This window comes from Azospirillum sp., from assembly GCF_050789165.1.
Window position 1 is genome coordinate 26431 of the sequence record NZ_JBOZRT010000159.1, and the last position, 18028, is coordinate 44458.

At 70.5% G+C, this 18028-nt stretch carries 16 protein-coding genes; 11 read left to right on the top strand and 5 right to left on the bottom strand.

All coding sequences use genetic code 11. The features are described 5' to 3' along the window. Positions 1 to 74: 74 nt before the first annotated feature. The 10 genes from ACRWK7_RS33570 (at position 75) to ACRWK7_RS33615 (ending at position 10542) form a co-directional block, all read left to right on the top strand. Complete coding sequence (locus ACRWK7_RS33570; protein ID WP_431861950.1) at positions 75 to 1130, top strand: C-terminal binding protein; 1056 nt, start codon at positions 75 to 77, stop codon at positions 1128 to 1130. Positions 1131 to 1133: 3 nt separating this feature from the next. Beyond that, on the top strand, positions 1134 to 2207 hold the full coding sequence (locus tag ACRWK7_RS33575) for an ABC transporter ATP-binding protein (RefSeq protein WP_431861952.1): 1074 nt from the start codon (positions 1134 to 1136) through the stop codon (positions 2205 to 2207). A gap of 67 nt (positions 2208 to 2274) precedes the next feature. After that, positions 2275 to 3579 (top strand): ABC transporter substrate-binding protein, encoded by a 1305-nt coding sequence (locus ACRWK7_RS33580; protein WP_431861954.1) that lies wholly within the window; start codon positions 2275 to 2277, stop codon positions 3577 to 3579. A 154-nt stretch (positions 3580 to 3733) separates the two neighbouring features. Next, positions 3734 to 4684 (top strand): carbohydrate ABC transporter permease, encoded by a 951-nt coding sequence (locus ACRWK7_RS33585; RefSeq protein WP_431861956.1) that lies wholly within the window; start codon positions 3734 to 3736, stop codon positions 4682 to 4684. A 10-nt stretch (positions 4685 to 4694) separates the two neighbouring features. After that, entirely contained in the window at positions 4695 to 5576 is an 882-nt protein-coding gene (locus tag ACRWK7_RS33590; RefSeq protein WP_431861957.1) for a carbohydrate ABC transporter permease, read from the top strand. 1 nt (position 5577) lies between these two features. Further along, positions 5578 to 6303: a FadR/GntR family transcriptional regulator gene (locus ACRWK7_RS33595; RefSeq protein WP_431861959.1), complete on the top strand. Its 726-nt coding sequence runs from the start codon at positions 5578 to 5580 to the stop codon at positions 6301 to 6303. A gap of 10 nt (positions 6304 to 6313) precedes the next feature. After that, entirely contained in the window at positions 6314 to 8041 is a 1728-nt protein-coding gene (araD, locus tag ACRWK7_RS33600; RefSeq protein WP_431861961.1) for an L-arabinonate dehydratase, read from the top strand. Positions 8042 to 8170: 129 nt separating this feature from the next. Continuing rightward, complete coding sequence (locus ACRWK7_RS33605) at positions 8171 to 8917, top strand: SDR family NAD(P)-dependent oxidoreductase (protein WP_431861963.1); 747 nt, start codon at positions 8171 to 8173, stop codon at positions 8915 to 8917. A 14-nt stretch (positions 8918 to 8931) separates the two neighbouring features. Next, positions 8932 to 9675 carry an SDR family oxidoreductase gene (locus tag ACRWK7_RS33610; RefSeq protein ID WP_431861965.1) on the top strand — a complete coding sequence of 248 codons (744 nt, stop codon included), beginning with the start codon at positions 8932 to 8934 and terminating at the stop codon, positions 9673 to 9675. Positions 9676 to 9699: 24 nt separating this feature from the next. After that, entirely contained in the window at positions 9700 to 10542 is an 843-nt protein-coding gene (locus tag ACRWK7_RS33615) for an ureidoglycolate lyase (RefSeq protein WP_431861967.1), read from the top strand. Between the two features lie 55 nt (positions 10543 to 10597). Here ACRWK7_RS33615 and ACRWK7_RS33620 read toward each other — a convergent pair whose 3' ends face one another. The 5 genes from ACRWK7_RS33620 to ACRWK7_RS33640 form a co-directional block, all read right to left on the bottom strand. Next, positions 10598 to 11713 (bottom strand): THUMP domain-containing class I SAM-dependent RNA methyltransferase, encoded by a 1116-nt coding sequence (locus ACRWK7_RS33620; RefSeq protein WP_431861969.1) that lies wholly within the window; start codon positions 11711 to 11713, stop codon positions 10598 to 10600. 48 nt (positions 11714 to 11761) lie between these two features. After that, positions 11762 to 13123 (bottom strand): aspartate aminotransferase family protein, encoded by a 1362-nt coding sequence (locus tag ACRWK7_RS33625; protein ID WP_431861971.1) that lies wholly within the window; start codon positions 13121 to 13123, stop codon positions 11762 to 11764. A gap of 24 nt (positions 13124 to 13147) precedes the next feature. Next, positions 13148 to 13993, bottom strand: a complete 846-nt coding sequence (locus ACRWK7_RS33630; protein ID WP_431861973.1) for a hypothetical protein — start codon at positions 13991 to 13993, stop codon at positions 13148 to 13150. A 4-nt stretch (positions 13994 to 13997) separates the two neighbouring features. Continuing rightward, entirely contained in the window at positions 13998 to 14828 is an 831-nt protein-coding gene (gene phnX / locus ACRWK7_RS33635) for a phosphonoacetaldehyde hydrolase (RefSeq protein WP_431861975.1), read from the bottom strand. Between the two features lie 154 nt (positions 14829 to 14982). Beyond that, on the bottom strand, positions 14983 to 16095 hold the full coding sequence (locus ACRWK7_RS33640; RefSeq protein WP_431861977.1) for a 2-aminoethylphosphonate--pyruvate transaminase: 1113 nt from the start codon (positions 16093 to 16095) through the stop codon (positions 14983 to 14985). A gap of 399 nt (positions 16096 to 16494) precedes the next feature. Between ACRWK7_RS33640 and ACRWK7_RS33645 the strand changes: the two genes are divergently transcribed. Further along, complete coding sequence (locus ACRWK7_RS33645; RefSeq protein WP_431861979.1) at positions 16495 to 18027, top strand: hypothetical protein; 1533 nt, start codon at positions 16495 to 16497, stop codon at positions 18025 to 18027. Position 18028: the final 1 nt, after the last annotated feature.

Sequence of the window (18028 nt, forward strand, 5' to 3'; positions counted from 1 at the left end):
ACCATGCCCAGGATCCGCGCTGCGGGGCCTTCGCCCCTGCACGCCGGGCGGGCGCGCGAGCGGCGCGAGGGCCCATGCGCGTCCTGATTCCCGATGCCAAGTTCACCGACGCCGCGGAGATCGAGAGCGGCGTCGCCGGCCGCGCCATCGCCTTCGTGCCGCGCCGCCACCTGCCGCAGGCCGAGATCCCGGTCGAGGACTGGGAGACCTGCGACGGCGTCCTCGCCTACGACGAGGTGCGGCTGGACAAGCACTGGCTGGAGCGCATGCCGCGCTGCCGCGTGGTGGTGCGGGCGGGCGTCGGCTTCGACAATGTCGACCTGGACGCCGCCGGCCGCCTGGGCATCGCGGTGTGCAACGTGCCGGACTACGGCACCACCGACGTCGCCGACCACGCTATCGCCATGCTGCTGACGCTGACGCGCGGCACCGCCGGCTTCGACGAGGCGATGCGGCGCGACCCCGTCGCCGGCTGGAAGTTCGACGGGCCGCCGCTGCTGCGCCGCCTGCGCGGGCTGGTGTTCGGCGTGGTCGGGCTGGGCCGCATCGGCCTCGCCACCGCGCTGCGCGCCAAGGCGTTCGGCATGGAGGTGATGTTCTTCGACCCCTACAGGCCGACCGGGACCGAGCTGTCGCTGGGCTTCGGCCGGGCGGACAGCCTGGCCGAGCTGATGGGGCGGGCCGACGTGGTCAGCGTGCACACGCCGCTGACCCGGGAGACGCACCGGATGCTCGACGCGGCGGCGTTCGCGGCGTCGAAACCGGGGCAGATCCTGGTCAACACGGCGCGCGGGCCGGTGGTGGACCTCGATGCGCTGCACGAGGCGCTGGCGGGCGGACGGCTGGCCGGAGCGGCGCTCGACGTCATGCCGGTGGAGCCGATCGCCCGCGACATCGACCACCCGCTGTTCACCGCGTGGCGCAACGCCGAATCCTGGATCGCCGGGCGCCTGCTGCTCAGCCCGCATTCGGCCTTCTACTCGCCGGACAGCATCCGCGACCTGCGCCGCAAGTCGGCCGAGGTGGTGACGGCGGCGCTACGCGACGGGCGGCTGATCAACTGCGTCAACCGCGCCTGGCTGTCGGACGCGCGCGGCTGGCCCCTGGAAAAAGATGGGGCGGAGGGATAACGCATGGCGTCGGTCGATATCCGCAAGGTGCGCAAGGCCTTCGGCGTGCACGAGGTGATCCACGGCATCGATGTCGACATCGGCGACGAGGAGTTCGTCGTGCTGGTCGGCCCGTCCGGCTGCGGCAAGTCGACGCTGCTGCGCATGATCGCCGGGCTGGAGCAGATCAGCGGCGGCGAGATCTCCATCGGCGGCCGGGTGGTCAACCAGGTGCCGCCGAAGGAACGGGACATCGCCATGGTGTTCCAGAACTACGCGCTGTACCCGCACATGAACGTCTTCGACAACATGGCGTTCAGCATGAAGCTGCGTAAAGCCCCCGCCGACGAGATCAAGAAGCGGGTGGAGCAGGCGGCGGACATCCTCGACCTCGGGCCGTACCTGGGACGCTACCCGCGCCAGCTCTCCGGCGGGCAGCGGCAGCGGGTGGCGATGGGGCGCGCCATCGTGCGCGATCCGCAGGTGTTCCTGTTCGACGAGCCGTTGTCCAACCTGGACGCCAAGCTGCGCGTGCAGATGCGCACGGAGATCAAGGCGCTGCACCAGCGGCTGCGCACCACCTCGGTCTACGTCACGCACGACCAGATCGAGGCGATGACCATGGCCGACCGCATCGTCGTCATGCACGACGGCCACGTCGAGCAGATCGGCACGCCCTTGGAGCTGTACGACCGCCCGGCCAACCTGTTCGTCGCCGGCTTCATCGGCTCCCCCGCCATGAACCTGTTCCGCGGCCTGCTGCGCCGCCGGGACGGGAAAACGTTCGTGGTCACCGACGACACCCTGGCGCTGGAGGTCGAGCCCGGCGTGGGCGGCGAGGAGGGGCAGAAGGTCGTCTACGGCATCCGGCCGGGCCACCTGCGCATCGCCTCGGACGCCGAACAGGGGCTGCCCGCGGAGGTGGAGGTGATCGAGCCGACCGGCGACAACACGCTGGTGTTCTGCAAGGTCGGTGGCACCATTGCCTGCGCCGCCACCACCGAGCGCCACCCGCTGCGCCCCGGCGAGCGGCTGCGCCTCGTGCCGAAGCCGGGCGCGGGGCACGTGTTCGACGCGGCGAGCGGGCAGCGGCTTTAGCGGGAGCAGAACGGGAAACCAACGGCCGACCGGCGGAGCCGGCGACCCAACCAAGGGAGGGACGGTCATGGAGTTCACCAGACGCGACGTTCTGAAGGCGGGCGCCGCGGTGTCGGCCTTGAGTTTGGCCCCGGGCAGCAGCTTCGCGGCGGACTTCAAGCTGGAGCCCGAGAAGGGCGCCGAGCTGCGCGTGCTGCGCTGGAAGAAGTTCGTCCAGGGCGACGAGGACGGCTGGATGGCGAACACCGAGAAGTTCACCAAGGCCACCGGCATCAAGGTGCGCATCGACGCGGAATCCTGGGAGGACATCCGGCCGAAGGCGGCCGTCGCGGCGAACGTCGGCTCCGGGCCGGACATCATCTTCGGCTGGTTCGACGACCCGCACCAGTACCCGGACAAGCTGGTGGACCTGACCGACCTCGCCGAGTACCTGGGCGCCAAGTATGGCGGCTGGTACGACGCGCCGAAGCGCTACGGCATGCGCGACGGCAAGTGGATCGGCCTGCCGGTGGGCGCCGCCGGCAACTGCATCGTCTACCGCAAGTCCTGGCTGCAGGAGGCCGGCTTCGAAAAGATGCCGACGGACACCGACGGCTTCCTCAAGGCCTGCAAGGCGATGCACGCCAAGGGGCACCCGGCCGGCTTCGCGCTGGGCAACGCGGTGGGCGACGGCAACACCTGGACGCACAGCTTCCTCTGGGCGTTCGGCGGCCGCATGGTGGACGACAACAACAACGTCGTCATCAACAGCCCGGAGACGGTGCGCGCGCTGGAGTACGTGGCCGAGCTGTACAAGACCTTCATCCCCGGCACGCTGTCCTGGCTCGACCCCAACAACAACAAGGCCTTCCTGGCCGGCGAGATCGGCTGCACGGCGAACGGCATCTCGGTCTACTACTCGGCCAAGAACTCGCCGGATCCGGCGATGCAGGCGATGGCCAAGGACATCGAGCACGCCAACATGCCGGTCGGCCCGGTCGGCCGGCCGACCGAGCTGCACCTGTTCTCCCAGGGCATGGTGTTCAAGTATTCCAAGTACCCGAATGCGGCCAAGGAGTACCTGCGCTTCATGATGGAGAAGGAGCAGTACGAGCCCTGGCAGCAGGCCGCCATCGGCTACGTCACGCAGCCGCTCGCCGCGTACGAGAGCAACCCGATCTGGACCTCCGATCCCAAGCACACGCCGTACCGCGACACGGTGAAGAACATGCTGTGGAACGGCTACAGCGGGAAGCTCGGGCCGGCGTCGGCGGCGGCGATGGCCGACTACGTGGTGGTCAACATGTTCGCCGAGGCCGCCTCGGGGCAGCAGACGCCGAAGGACGCCGCCGCCCGCGCCGAGAAGCGGGTCATGCGGTACTACAAGACGTAAGCGGCGTCCGGGAATGGTCCCCTCTCCCCTCCGGGGAGAGGGTGGCCCGCAGGGCCGGGTGAGGGGGTTCGCGAGGGACGCCGGACGTCCGCGACGCAGGACCCCCTCACCCTGACCCTCTCCCCGGAGGGGAGAGGGGAGTGGGAGGCTCACGATGTACGTCGACACCAAGGCCCACGGCGCCACGGCCGCGTCCCGGCATGCCCCGCGCTTCCGCCTCGCCGAGAGCCGCGGGTTCCTCGGGCTGCTGTTCATGCTGCCCGCCGCCACCGTGCTGCTGCTGTTCCTCGCCTACCCGCTGGGGCTGGGCGTCTGGCTCGGCATGACCGACGCGCGGGTCGGGCGCGGCGGCTCGTACATCGGCCTCGAGAACTACGAGATGCTGTGGACCGACACCGTGTTCTGGCTGTCGGTCACCAACACGCTGCTCTACACGGTGGCCGCCAGCGTGTTCAAGTTCGCGCTCGGCCTCTGGCTGGCGCTGCTGCTGAACCACCACCTGCCGTTCAAGGCGTTCCTGCGCGCCATCGTGCTGCTGCCGTGGATCGTGCCGACGGCGCTGTCGGCCATCGCCTTCTGGTGGATCTACGACCCGCAGTTCTCCATCGTGTCGTGGATCCTGGTGCGGCTCGGGCTGATCGACCACTACATCAACTTCCTGGGCGACCCGGCGTGGGCGCGGGCCAGCGTCATCATGGCGAACATCTGGCGTGGCATCCCCTTCGTGGCGATCACGCTGCTGGCCGGGCTGCAGACCATCCCGCCGTCGCTGTACGAGGCGGCGGTGATCGACGGCGCCACGCCGTGGCAGCGCTTCCGCTTCGTCACCTTCCCGATGCTGACGCCGATCATCGCGGTGGTGATGACCTTCTCGGTGCTGTTCACCTTCACCGACTTCCAGCTGATCTACGTGCTGACCCGCGGCGGGCCGCTGAACGCCACGCACCTGATGGCGACCCTGTCGTTCCAGCGCGCCATCCCCGGCGGCAACCTGGGCGAGGGCGCGGCCATCGCGGTGTCGATGATCCCGTTCCTGCTGGCGGCCATCCTGTTCAGCTATTTCGGCCTGCAACGCCGCCGCTGGCAACAGGGCGGCGGCGATTGAGGAGGACACCATGGCGCGCAACAAAGACGAGGCGCCCGCCGACGGCATGGACTACCTGACGTCCATCCCGCGCCGCTGGGTGACGGTGTACATCCCGCTCTTGCTGTTCCTGTTCGTGCTGCTGTTCCCGTTCTACTGGATGGGCATCACCGCCTTCAAATCGAACGAGGAACTGTACGACTTCCAGAACTTCAGCCCGTTCTGGGTGGCGCACCCGACCCTGGCCAACATCGAGAAGCTGCTGTTCCGCACCGCCTATCCGGAGTGGCTGCTCAACACGCTGCTGGTCTCGGTGGTCTCCACCTTCCTGTCGCTGTTCTGCGCGGTGTGCGCCGCCTACGCCATCGAGCGGCTGCGCTTCAAGGGCGCCCGTTTCGTCGGGCTGGCGATCTTCCTCGCCTATCTGGTGCCGCCGTCGATCCTGTTCATTCCGCTGGCCTCCATGGTGTTCGCCTACGGGCTGTTCGACACCAAGTGGGCGCTGATCCTCACCTACCCGACCTTCCTGATCCCGTTCTGCACCTGGCTGCTGATGGGCTATTTCCGCTCGATCCCCTACGAGCTGGAGGAATGCGCGCTGATGGACGGCGCGTCGCGCCTGCAGATCCTGGTGAAGATCCTGCTGCCCCTGGCGGTGCCGGGGCTGATTTCGGCGGGCATCTTCGCCTTCACGCTGAGCTGGAACGAGTTCATCTACGCGCTGACCTTCATCCAGTCGTCCGAGCAGAAGACCGTCCCCGTCGGCGTCATCACCGAACTGGTGGAGGGCGATGTCTACCACTGGGGCTCGCTGATGGCGGGGGCGCTGCTGGGCTCGCTGCCGGTGGCGATCCTCTATTCCTTCTTCGTCGAGCACTACGTCGCCAGCATGACCGGCGCGGTGAAGGAGTGACATGCTCGACGCTCCGGCCCCAACGCTCAACGCGCGGCGCAGCCTGCACGGGCGGGTGGTGCAGGACCTGGGCGCGCGCATCGCCGGCGGCGGCTACGAGCCGGGCGCGCTGCTGCCGTCGGAGGCGGTGCTGGGCGCGTCCTTCGGCGTCAGCCGCACCGTGCTGCGCGAGGCGGTGAAGGTGCTGGCCTCCAAGGGGCTGGTCGAGGCGCGCCCGAAGATCGGCACCCGCGTCCGCCCGCGCGCGGACTGGAACATGCTCGACCCCGACGTGCTGGCGTGGCAGTGCGCCGGCGCCGACCTGCCGGGCGTGGCCGAGGACCTGATGGAGATCCGCCGCGTCGTCGAGCCGCACGCCGCTGCGCTCGCTGCCGGACGCGCCAGCGAGGCGGAGATCGCGGAGATTGCCGCCGCCTACGCCGACATGGAGCGCGCCCCGGACATCGAAAGCTCGGTGGACCCCGACGTGCGCTTCCACCTCGCCGTCATGGCCGCGACGCACAACGCCTTCCTGCGCCCGCTCGGCGCGCTGATCCGCGCGGCGCTCAGCGCCAGCTTCCGCCTGTCGAAGATGCCGCCCGGCGCGCACGAACGGTCGATGCCGCGCCACCGCGCGGTGCTCGACGCCATCCGCGACCGCGACGCGGAAGCGGCGCGCGCCGCGATGCGCGACCTGCTCGAGCACGCCGCCGAGGACATCCGCAACGCCAAGGAGACCATTCGATGAGGAGGGGTCGATGACCGAACGGAAAAAGCTGCGCTCCCAGGCGTGGTTCGGCGGACACGACAAGGACGGCTTCATCCACCGCTCCTGGATGCGCAACCAGGGCCACCCCAGCCACATGTTCGACGGCCGCCCGGTGATCGGCATCTGCAACACCTGGTCGGAGCTGACGCCCTGCAACGCCCATTTCCGCCTGCTGGCCGAGCGGGTGAAGCGCGGCGTGCTGGAGGCCGGCGGCTTCCCCCTGGAGTTCCCGGTCATGTCGCTGGGCGAGACCAACCTGCGCCCGACCGCCATGCTGTTCCGCAACCTGGCGTCGATGGACGTGGAGGAGTCGATCCGCGGCAATCCCATCGACGGCGTCGTGCTGCTTTGCGGCTGCGACAAGACCACGCCGTCGCTGGTGATGGGCGCGGCGAGCTGCAACCTGCCGACCATCGTGGTGTCCGGCGGGCCGATGCTGAACGGCCACTACCGCGGCGGGCTGATCGGCTCGGGCACCGCGGTGTGGCAGTTCAGCGAGGACGTCAAGGCCGGCAAGATGAGCCTGGAGGACTTCATGGACGCCGAGGCGTGCATGTCGCGCTCGGTCGGCCACTGCATGACCATGGGCACCGCCTCCACCATGGCGTCGATGGTCGAGGCGCTGGGCCTCGGCCTGCCGCAGAACGCCGCCATCCCCGCAGCCGACTCCCGCCGCAACGTGCTGGCGCACATGGCCGGGCGGCGGATCGTCGAGATGGTCCATGAGGACCTGACGCTCGACAAGATCATGACGAAGGCGAACTTCGAGAACGCCATCCGCGTCAACGGCGCCATCGGCGGCTCGACCAACGCCGTCATCCACCTGATCGCCATGGCCGGCCGCATCGGCGTGGAGCTGTCGCTCGACGACTGGGACCGGCTGGGCCGCGAGGTGCCGACGCTGGTCGACCTGATGCCGTCCGGCCGCTTCCTGATGGAGGACTTCTACTACGCCGGCGGCGTGCCCGCCGTGGTGCGGGCGCTGGGCGAGCAGGGGCTGCTGCACAAGGACGCGCTGACGGTGAACGGCCGCACCCTCTGGGAGAACTGCGAGAGCGCCAAGAACTGGAACGAGGAGGTCATCCGCGGATTTGACCGGCCCCTGGTCGAGCACGGCGGCGTCGCGGTGCTGCGCGGCAACCTGGCGCCGGACGGCGCGGTGCTGAAGCCGTCGGCGGCCTCGCCGCACCTGATGAAGCACCGGGGGCGCGCGGTGGTGTTCAGCAGCATCGAGGACTACCACGCGCGCATCGAGGACCCGGCCCTGGACATCGACGAGACCTGCGTGATGGTGCTGCAGAACTGCGGCCCCAAGGGCTATCCCGGCATGGCCGAGGTCGGCAACATGGGCCTGCCGCCCAAGGTGCTGCAGAAGGGCATCACCGACATGGTGCGCATCTCCGACGCCCGCATGTCCGGCACGGCGTACGGCACGGTGGTGCTGCACGTCTGCCCGGAGGCGGCGGCCGGCGGCCCGCTGGCGCTGGTGCGCGACGGCGACCAGATCGAGCTGGACGTCGAAGCGCGCACCCTGCACCTGCACGTCTCCGACGCCGAACTGGAGCGCCGCCGCGGCGAGTGGACGGCGCCGGAGCCGGCGATGAAGGGCGGCTACCAGTCGCTGTACGTCGAGCACGTGATGCAGGCCGACAAGGGCGCGGACTTCGACTTCCTCGTGGGGTGCCGGGGGGCGGCGGTGCCGCGGGAATCGCATTGATTTGAAAAGTGCTCGCGTAGGGCCCCCCTCCTAACCTCCCCCACTTCGCGGGGGGAGGAACTGAGCCCTCCCCCGCGCAGTGGGGGAGGGTTGGGTGGGGGCCCAGCGCAGAGACCTTAGGGAGGACACATGAACCGCATCGACCTCGACGGCCGGCGCGCCGTCGTCACCGGCGGCGCCCAGGGCATCGGGCGGGCCGTCGCCGAACGGCTGCTGGCGTCCGGCGCCACGGTCGCCCTGTGGGACCAGGACGCCGCCCTGGCCGGGCAGGCCGCAGCGCAATTGGGACCCGCGGCGCACGGCGTCGCCGTGGACGTCACCGACGCCGCCAGCGTCGACGCGGCGCTGGCCGAGACCACCGGACGCCTCGGCGGCATCGACATCCTGGTCGCCAACGCCGGCATCTCCGGCCCCAACCTCAAGGTCTGGGAATACCCGCCGGAGGAGTGGCGCCGCGTGCTGGAGATCGACCTGACCGGCGTCTTCCTGTGCTGCCGCGCCGTGGTGCCGGGGATGATCGCGCGGAACTACGGCCGCATCGTCTGCACCGCCTCCATCGCCGGCAAGGAGGGCAATCCCAACGCCTCCGCCTACAGCGCCGCCAAGGCCGGCGTCATCGCGCTGACCAAGTCGCTGGGCAAGGAGCTGGCCGGCCACGACATCGCCGTCAACGCCATCACCCCCGCCGCCGCGCGCACCCGGATCTTCGAGCAGATGACCGAGGAGCACATCGGCTACATGCTCTCCAAGATCCCGCGCGGGCGCTTCGTGCAGGTGGAGGAGATCGCGTCGATGGTGGCGTGGCTGGTGTCGGCCGAGAACTCCTTCACCACCGGCGCGGTCTTCGACCTCAGCGGCGGCCGGGCGACGTACTGACCAGGAGGGGAACCATGGCGGACCGACTGAAGGGAAAGACCGCGCTGATCACCGCGGCGGGGCAGGGCATCGGGCGCGCCTCGGCGCTCGCCTTCGCGGCGGAGGGGGCGCGCGTGCTGGCCACCGACATCAACGAGCCGGCGCTCGCCGCGCTGGCGAAGGAGAACCCGGCCATCGAGGTTCGCCGGCTCGACGTGCGCGACAACGCCGCGGTGAACGCGCTGGCGGCGGAGGTCGGCGCGGTGGGCGCGCTGTTCAACTGCGCCGGCTTCGTGCACGCCGGCACGGTGCTGGAGTGCACCGAGGAGCAGTGGGACTTCGCCTTCGACCTCAACGTCAAGTCGATGTGCCGGATGATCAGGGCCTTCCTGCCGGCCATGCTGAAGGCGGGCGGCGGCAGCATCGTCAACATGTCCTCGGGCGCCAGCAGCATCAAGGGCGCCCCCAACCGCTTCGTCTACGGCACCACCAAGGCCGCGGTGATCGGCCTGACCAAGTCGGTCGCGGCGGACTTCATCACCCAGGGCATCCGCTGCAACGCCATCTGCCCCGGCACCGTGCAGACCCCCTCGCTGGACGAGCGCATCGCCGCGCAGGGCGATCTGGAAAAGGCCCGCGCCGCCTTCATCGCCCGCCAGCCGCTGGGCCGGCTGGGCCGGCCGGAGGAGATCGCCGCGCTGGCGGTATACCTGGCCTCCGACGAGTCTTCCTTCACGACCGGGGCGATCCACGTTATCGACGGTGGCTGGACGCTGTAAAACACATAAGGGAACAGAGACACCATGAAGCTGCTGCGCTACGGCCCCAAGGGCCAGGAGAAGCCCGGACTGCTCGACGCGGAGGGCCGCATCCGCGACCTGTCCGGCACGCTGGACGACGTCGCCGGCGACGCGCTGACCCCCGCCGGGCTGGCGAAGCTGCGCGGAATCGACCCGGCCTCGCTGCCGCTGGTCCAGGGCACGCCGCGCCTCGGGCCTTGCGTCGGCCGGGTCGGCAAGTTCGTCTGCATCGGCCTCAACTACGCCGACCACGCCGCCGAATCCGGCATGCCCGTGCCGAAGGAGCCGGTGGTCTTCATGAAGCCGACCAGCTGCATCGTCGGCCCCGACGACGACGTGGAGATCCCGCGCGGCTCCGAGAAGACCGACTGGGAGGTCGAGCTGGGCATCGTCATCGGCGCGCCGGCCAAGTACGTCTCCGAGGAGGACGCGCTGAAGCACGTCGCCGGCTACTGCATCGTCAACGACGTGTCGGAGCGCGCCTTCCAGCTGGAAGGCACCGGCCAGTGGGTGAAGGGCAAGAGCCACGACACCTTCGGCCCGGTCGGCCCGTGGCTGGTGACGGCCGACGAGGTGGAGGACCCGCAGGCCCTGGACATGTGGCTGGAGGTGGACGGCAAGCGCTACCAGAACGGCTCGACCCGTACCATGGTGTACGGGGTGAAGCATCTGGTCAGCTACCTCAGCCGCTTCATGAGCCTGCAGCCGGGTGACATCATCTCCACCGGCACGCCGCCGGGCGTCGGCATGGGCCAGAAGCCGCCGGTGTTCCTGCGCGCCGGCCAGACCATGAAGCTGGGCGTCCAGGGGCTGGGCGTGCAGACGCAGAAGACCGTGTCCGCCTGACGCGTTCCGGCGGGTGGTCCGAGGGTTTGCCCCTTGGTCCACCCGCGTCCGGGCTTCAGGGCAGCGGGCCGGTCTGGTGCAGCGTCACCCGGATGCCGCCATGCGACACCGGAGCGCCCGGCGGCGCGAAGGGCAGGCCGGTCGCCTTGGCGAGCGACGCCTCGTTGGTCACCAAGCCGACGCGCCAGCCGGAAAACCCGCCCAGCAGCGTCTGCCCGAGCGCGTGGTAGAGCGGGTAGAGCTGCTTGGTGTCGCCGATGCGGCCGCCGTAGGGCGGGTTGACGATGACGAGGCCGGGCGGCCCCTCGGGCGCCGTGAGGTCGCTGATCGCGTGCTGGCGGAACTCGGTGAAGCCGGCGACGCCGGCGCGCTCGGCGTTGGCGCGGCTCATGCTGACGGCGCCCGCGTCGCGGTCGCTGCCGTGGAAGCGGACGGTGGGCGTGACGCCGTCGCCGGTGCCGCGCAGACGCTGCCACGCCGCGGCGTCGAAGCTGGCGAGCTGCTCGAAGGCGAAGCTCCGCGACCGGCCGGGGTTCAGGCCGGCGGCGATCTCCGCCGCCTCGATGACGAAGGTGCCGGACCCGCACATCGGATCGACCACCGGCTCGCGCCCGTCGAACCCGCACTGGCGCAGGAAGAGGGAGGCCAGCGTCTCCCGCATCGGCGCCTTGTTGACCGCTTCCTTGTGGCCGCGCTTGTGCAGGGACTCGCCGGACGTGTCGATGCTGATGGTGCAGAGGTCGTCGTCGATGCGCGCCTTGATCACGACCGCGGCCTCGTCGGAGACCGGGGCGCCCAGCTCCTCGCGGATGGCGCGCTCGATGCGCTGCGCGGCGGCGCCGGCGTGGTAGATGCGCGAGCCCTTGCAGGACGCCTCGACACGCACCGGCACGTCGGGGCGCAGGATCTCCGCCCAGGGGACGCGGCGCGCCCGCTTGTCGAGCTGGGCGAGGTGGAACGCCCGGAACGCGGCGACGCGCGCCAGCACGCGGGTGGCGCCGCGCAGCTCCAGGTTCGCCCGCCAGACCTCCGGCCAGCCGCCCTTCAGCGTCACGCCGCCCTTGCCGGGCGTCGGCTCGCGGAAGCCCTTGGCCTGCGTCTCCGCGCACAGCACCGATTCCAGGCCGGGGGCGGTCACCACGTAGATCTCGAAGTCGGCGTCTGTGCTCATGGCGCCTACATAGCGCAAGGCCGGCCGCCAGCGACAGCTTTCTCGCGCTCAGCTGGCCGCAAGGCACTCCTCAAGGATGTCCAGCGCGCGGTCGAGATCCTCGCGGGCGATGGTCAGCGGCGGCGACAGGGTCAGCACGCTGCCCATCGTCGTCTTGAAGCTCAGCCCGCGCTCCAGCGCGGCGTACAGCACCGCCTCCGCCCGGTCGGCGTCGGGCGCGCCGTCCGGGCGCACCAGCTCGACGCCGATCAGCAGGCCGGCGCCGCGCACCTCGGCCACGCCGCCGACGCGGGCCGCCATCTCCTCCAGCCGGGCGCGGGCGTAGGCGCCGAGGTCGGCGGCGCGCTCGACCAGCCCCTCGTCGCGGATGATGTCCAGCGTCGTCAGGCCGGCGCGGGCGAGCAGCGGGTTCTTCTCGTGCGTGTAGTGCCCCAGCGCCCGGTCGGCGGCGACGTCCAGTCCGTCGCGGGCGATCACCGCGGCCAGCGGCAGCATGGCGCCGCCCAGCGCCTTGCCCAGCACCAGGATGTCCGGCGTCGCGCCGAATGGTTCGTGGCTGAACAGCGCGCCGGTCTTGCCGAGGCCGGTCGGGATCTCGTCGAAGATCAACAGCGCGCCGGCCTCGTCGCAGGCCTGCCGCACGGCGGCCCAGAACCCCGGCGGCGGCACGTAGGGGACGGCGCGCACCGGCTCGGCCACCACGGCGGCGACGTCGCCCTCCTTCTCCAGCGCGTAGCGCACCATGCGGGCGCAGGCCATGCGACAGGCGTCGAGGTCGGGAGCACCGCTCCTTGACGGGAAGCCGTAGGGGCAGCGCGAGCAGGCGAAGGGGGCGACGTGCTCGGTGCCGGGCAGCAGCGGGCCGATGCCGTGCGAGCGGAAGACGGACTCGCCGCCGACGCTGACCGCGCCGAAGCCGGCGCCGTGGAAGGCATCCCAGAACGACACCGTCTTGAAGCGGCCGGTCGCCACGCGGGCGAGCTTCAGCGCGATCTCGATCCCCTCCGACCCGCCCGGCGCGAACAGCACCTTCGACCCCGGACCGGTCGGCGACAGGGAGGCCAGCCGCTCCGCCAGCTCCGCCGCCTCCTCGCAGGCGAAGCGGCGCGGCGCGAAGGTGAGGTCGTCGAGCTGGCGCTTGAGCGCGTCCCGCAGGCGCGGGTGGGCGTAGCCGATGTGGTGCGCGCTGTTGCCGTGGAAGTCCATGAAGCGCCGGCCGTCGGCGTCCTCGATCCAGATGCCCTCGGCCTTGCGCACGGCGCTCAGGCAGGGGGTGGACAGCGACTGGCGCAGGAAGGCGCGCGCGTCGCGCTCGACCAGTTCGCGGGAGCGCGGGCCGACTTGCCGCTCGGCCCAGGCGGCGCGCCGGGGGCCCAGGTTGATGTCGCCTTCGGAGCGTTCGCCGGTCACCGCACCCTCCCTTTCACTGGCCCATCACCGGTTCAGCACGATCAGCACGATTCCCGCGGCCACCACCAGCGAGGCGCCGAGCCGCGCGGCGAGGTTCCGCTCGCCCAGCCACAGCGCCCCCATCAGCACCGACAGCGGGATGGAGGCCTGCCGCACGCTGGTCACCGCCGCGACGCTGCCGCCGAGCTGGTAGACCAGCAGGATCAGGTAATACGACGCGTAGGCGATGGCCCCCGCCGCCATGCCGCTCAACAGGCCGCGGCGCCCGCCCAGGCGCACCGGCATGCCGATCAGGCGGAAGGCCAGAAGTTCCACCGGCAGCGCCAGGCCCTGCGCCCAGACCAGCACCAGCTCCGGCGAGGCCAGCTGCATGGCGCGCCCGTCGGCGACCGAATAGACCGCCGAGCCGAGCATGGCGACCACCGCCGCCGCCAGCGTGGGCGGGTCGTCGAAGCGCTTGCCCGGCCGCGCCTGTAGCAGGAAGCCGCCGGCCAGCACCAGCGCGATGCCGACCAGCAGCGGCGCGCCGTAGCTGCGCCCCTCGACCAGCCAGCCGAAGCCCACCACCGCCACCGGCGAGGCGCGCACGACCGGGTAGTAGGCGGACAGGTCGCCGCGCCGCAGCGCGAGCGCCAGCGCCGTGCCGTACAGCATCTGCCCGCCGGCCGAGGCCAGCAGTGCCGGCCACACCTCGGCCGACGGCCACAGCGCCACGCCCGTGGCCAGCGCCTGCACGATCCCGATCCCCACCAGCGTGCTGCCGAGGATCAGGAAGGAGCCCGCCGGGCTGGCGTCGCGCTTGACCAGGACGTTCCAGACCGGGTGCAGTGCGGCCGACAGCAGGACCAGGGCGGCGAGGGAGAACGGCACGGGGCTACGGCGTCTCCCCGCGGGCCAGCCGCGCCTCGATCACGTCGAGCAGCGGCAGCGCGTCAGCCAAGCTCGGCACCACGTAGTGCGCCCCGGCGCGCGCCAGCTTGTCGGCGGCGGGGGCGCGCAGCGCGGCGCGCTTCTCCTCCGGCAGGGAACGCCACTCGGCCAGCGGCAGGCCGACCTCGTTGCCGGTGTCGGTCAGCGCGATGGTCCACATGCCGGCGTTCAGCCCCTCCTCGACGTCCACCACCGTGTCGCCGATCTTCACGCAGGCCTGCACGGGCGAGACCTGCAGATCGATCAGGCACTTCAGCGCCATGTAGGGGCCGGGGCGGCCAGCCGGCGTCTCGCCGGCGCAGACGACGCAGTCGGGACGGTAGCCCTGCTTCGCCGCCTCGGCGATCACCACCTCCATCACCGGCGCCGGGTAGCCGGTGGTCGAGCCGATCCTGAGGCCGCGGGCGCGCATGGCCTCGACCGCGTCGAGCGCGCCGGGGATCAGCGCCGAATGCTCGGCCACCACGCCGACCTGGAGCGGCAGGAAGCGCTCGTACAGCGCGTCCACGTCGACGTCGGTCGGCGCCTCGCCACGCTTGGCGGCCCACGCCTGGGCGACGGGGGGCATGCGGGTGATCGCCTGGATGTGGTTCCACTTGGGCATGCCCATGGGGGCGCGCGCCTGCTCCAGCGTGATGTCGACGCCGGACCGGCGGAACGCTTCCATGAAGGCGGCGGCCGGGGCGAGGCAGCCGAAATCGACGGTCGTGCCGGCCCAGTCGAGCACCACGGCCTTGAGCGGGCCGGTGTAGCGGCGGGTGTAGGTGTGGGTCATCTGCCTTGATTCCCTCGTCGATCGGCGTTTTTTCGTTCGTCATCCCCGCGAAGGCGGGGATCCATACGTTCCACAACCGCGTGCTTTGGGGATTATGGATCCCCGCCTTCGCGGGGGTGACGTTGAAAGAACCGATCCGTGTGTAAGGAGTGCGTTACGCCGGTGCGCCGGAGCGCACCCCCATCTCGTCCAGCGTCGCGCGGATGGCGGCCAGCGCCGCCTCCATCTCCGCGGCGCCCAGCCGGCCGATGCAGCCGATGCGGAAGCTGTCGGCGACCGTCAGCTTGCCGGGGTAGATGACGAAGCCCTTGTCGCGCAGCCGGTCGTAGAAGCTCTCGAAGACGAAGGCCGGGTCGGCCGGCATGCGGAAGGTGACGATGATCGGCGCCTGCAGCCCGTCCGGCAGCAGCGTGCGGAAGCCGAGCGCCCGCATGCCCTCCACCAGGATCCGGCAATTGGCGGCGTAGCGCGCGCCGCGGCCCTCGACGCCGCCCTCGGCCGCGTGCTCGTCGATCGCCTGCCCGAAGGCGGCCAGCACGTGGGTGGGCGGGGTGAAGCGCCACTGCGCGTTGGCCTCGAAGCCCTTCCACTGGTCGTGCAGGTCGAGGCTGAGCGAATGCGCGTTCCCCTTGGCCGCCGCCAGCGCGTCGCTGCGGACGATGACGAAGCCCATGCCGGGCGCGCCCTCCAGGCACTTGTTGGACGACGCGGCGACCGCCTCGAACGGGATGGCGGCGGCGTCCAGCGGCAGGGCGCCGAAGGCGCTCATGGAATCGATCAGCAGCCGCCGGCCGTGCCGCGCCACCACCACCGCCACGTCGCCGACCGGGTTGAGGATGCCCGACGTGGTTTCGCAATGGACCACCGCCACGTGGCTGATCGCCGGGTCGGCGGACAGCGCGCGGTCGAGCGCACCGACGTCCACCGGCTGGTCCTCCGCCGCCTCGATGGCCGTCACCGCGCGCCCGATCACCTCGGCCATGCGGACCATGCGCTTGCCGTAGGCGCCGTTGACCAGCACCAGCAGCTTGCCCCCGCGCGGCACCAGCGTGCCGATCATCGCCTCCACCGCGAAGGTGCCGGATCCCTGCATGGGCACCGCGACGTGCGTGCCCGTGGCACCCGCCAGCTCCGCCAGCCGCGCACGGATGCGGGTGTTGAGCGCGATGAAGGCGCCGTCGCGCGAGCCCCAGTCGCGCAGCATCGCCTCCTTGACGGTGCGCGAGGTGGTCAGCGGGCCGGGTGTCAGCAGATAGGGTTCCTGCATCGGGGTCTCCCTGTCGAACGGTGAGGTGATTGCACCGCGCGGGCTTCCATAAATCAAATCCATTCTGTCTATGGCTGCATGGATGAAATCTATGAAAAAACGCAGGCACATCGCCCGCGCGACAAACTCACACATGTGCGCTCCACGCACGAGGGAATATCTTTACGATTAGATCCACCTGTGGTGAGGTTTCGTGGTCACCCATCGGCCACGTTCCGAACCGTGTGATCGGTGGGGCAAGCAGGCAAAAGGCTCGCGGACGCCATGCACATTCAGTCGATTTCCAGGTCGGCCGTCGCGGCGCAGCCGACACCTTCGCCCGTGCCATCGCCGAGGGCGACCATCCGGGACAGCGCGGCCATTATCGACACGGTCACGCTCTCCGCGACGGCGCAGGCGATGCTGAGTGCTTCGGCGCAGCGGACCTCCGCCCCATCGACCGTCTGGGGATCGCAGGAGGTCGGGAACGCGCTGGCCGCGCTCAACGACACCAGCGGCCGGACCGCGGTCGCTGACCAGATCGCGTCCTACAAGGCGCTCAGCGCGATGGTGGCGGACAGCGCGAATTTCGACACCGATGAAAAGCGCGCGGAAGCGTCCGGCGTCGTCGCGGCCTTTCTGGACTCCGCGTACGCGCAGCGTCTGCAAGACGTCTTCAGCACCGTGGAGACACGCGCGCGGACGACCCAATTCGGCTTCACGCCCGAGTCGTTGCAGAGCACGCTGAAGACGTTCGATGCCTTGTCGGCCGACGACCAGCAGACGTTCCTGGCCGCGAAGAACCTCTACAGCGGTTCGGTGCGGCAATCTCCCGATGGAGCCCCGGAGGCCTTTGCGTCCGCCGAGTCCTACCGCGCCAACCTGACGGCGCGCATCGGCATTATGCGGGAACTCGGCGTTGCGTTGGCCGATCCCGCCTACACCGAAAAGATCCGCGAGGAGCTGGCGCGGGAGCCGCGCGCCGGGGAGCAGGTCGAGAGCGACAATCACCGCACGCTCAAGGTCATCGGGGCCGTGGCGCAGGCGGCGGGCGATCAGCGGACGCTCGACCTTCTCGGTCTGGTGACGACGTCCCAGGAGAGCGATTCCTGGACCGCCAGGGCCGAAGCGCATGCTGCGGCCTTCGGGCCGCCGCCGGAGACCGGGCCGCCGGAGACCGGGTCGTCGCTCGGTCCGGTCGATTGGACGTGGCCGGAGAAAACGCCGGGCTACCAGCGGCCGACCAACGCCGAGCTTGCCTCGGCGCTGTCGGTCATCAACGACAACAGCGGGCGGACGCCGCTGCTGGATCAGGCGAAGGCCTTCACGACGGTGAACCGCTACCTCTCGGAAGCGGGGGACATGGGTCCGACGCGCTTTGCCATCATGAGGAACTGGGAGTCCTCCGGCATCCTGCCCAAGCTCTGGGCTGCGGAGCAGCGCGTGGCGGACGCGCAGAACAGCTTCCTGCCCGAGATCATCCGCCGGGACGAGGTGGGCGAGGCGTTCTCGGGATACGAATACATGCTGAAGGCGCTCAACAAGGTCTCGGAGAGCGACCAGCAGTTCTACTTCGCCATGTACGGCAGCAACCGGTTCGGCTACGCCCCGACGGGCACCGAGACCGTGCTGTACGGCTCGCTGGCGGAATACAAGACGGCTTTGGCGGAGCAGGCCGACGCGTACGTCTCGCAGCAGAAGGACGCGCCCGGCCCCCGCGGCGCCGCCAAGGCGTTGCAGACCCTGGAGGAGGAGGCGAAGGCGGCCAAGGCCACCACGAAGGGCAAGGCAGCTTCGGCGAAGCCCGTAGCCTTCCATCCGCCGACGCTGCCGACCTCTGCGTCCATCAACGCGTCCATCGCCCTGGAGGTGCTGACGCGGATGTCCAGCGTCGGCAACGTGGCGGCGGACAGGCCAGCGCATCCCGAGCGTACGCCGGTGCCGGGCCGCTGAT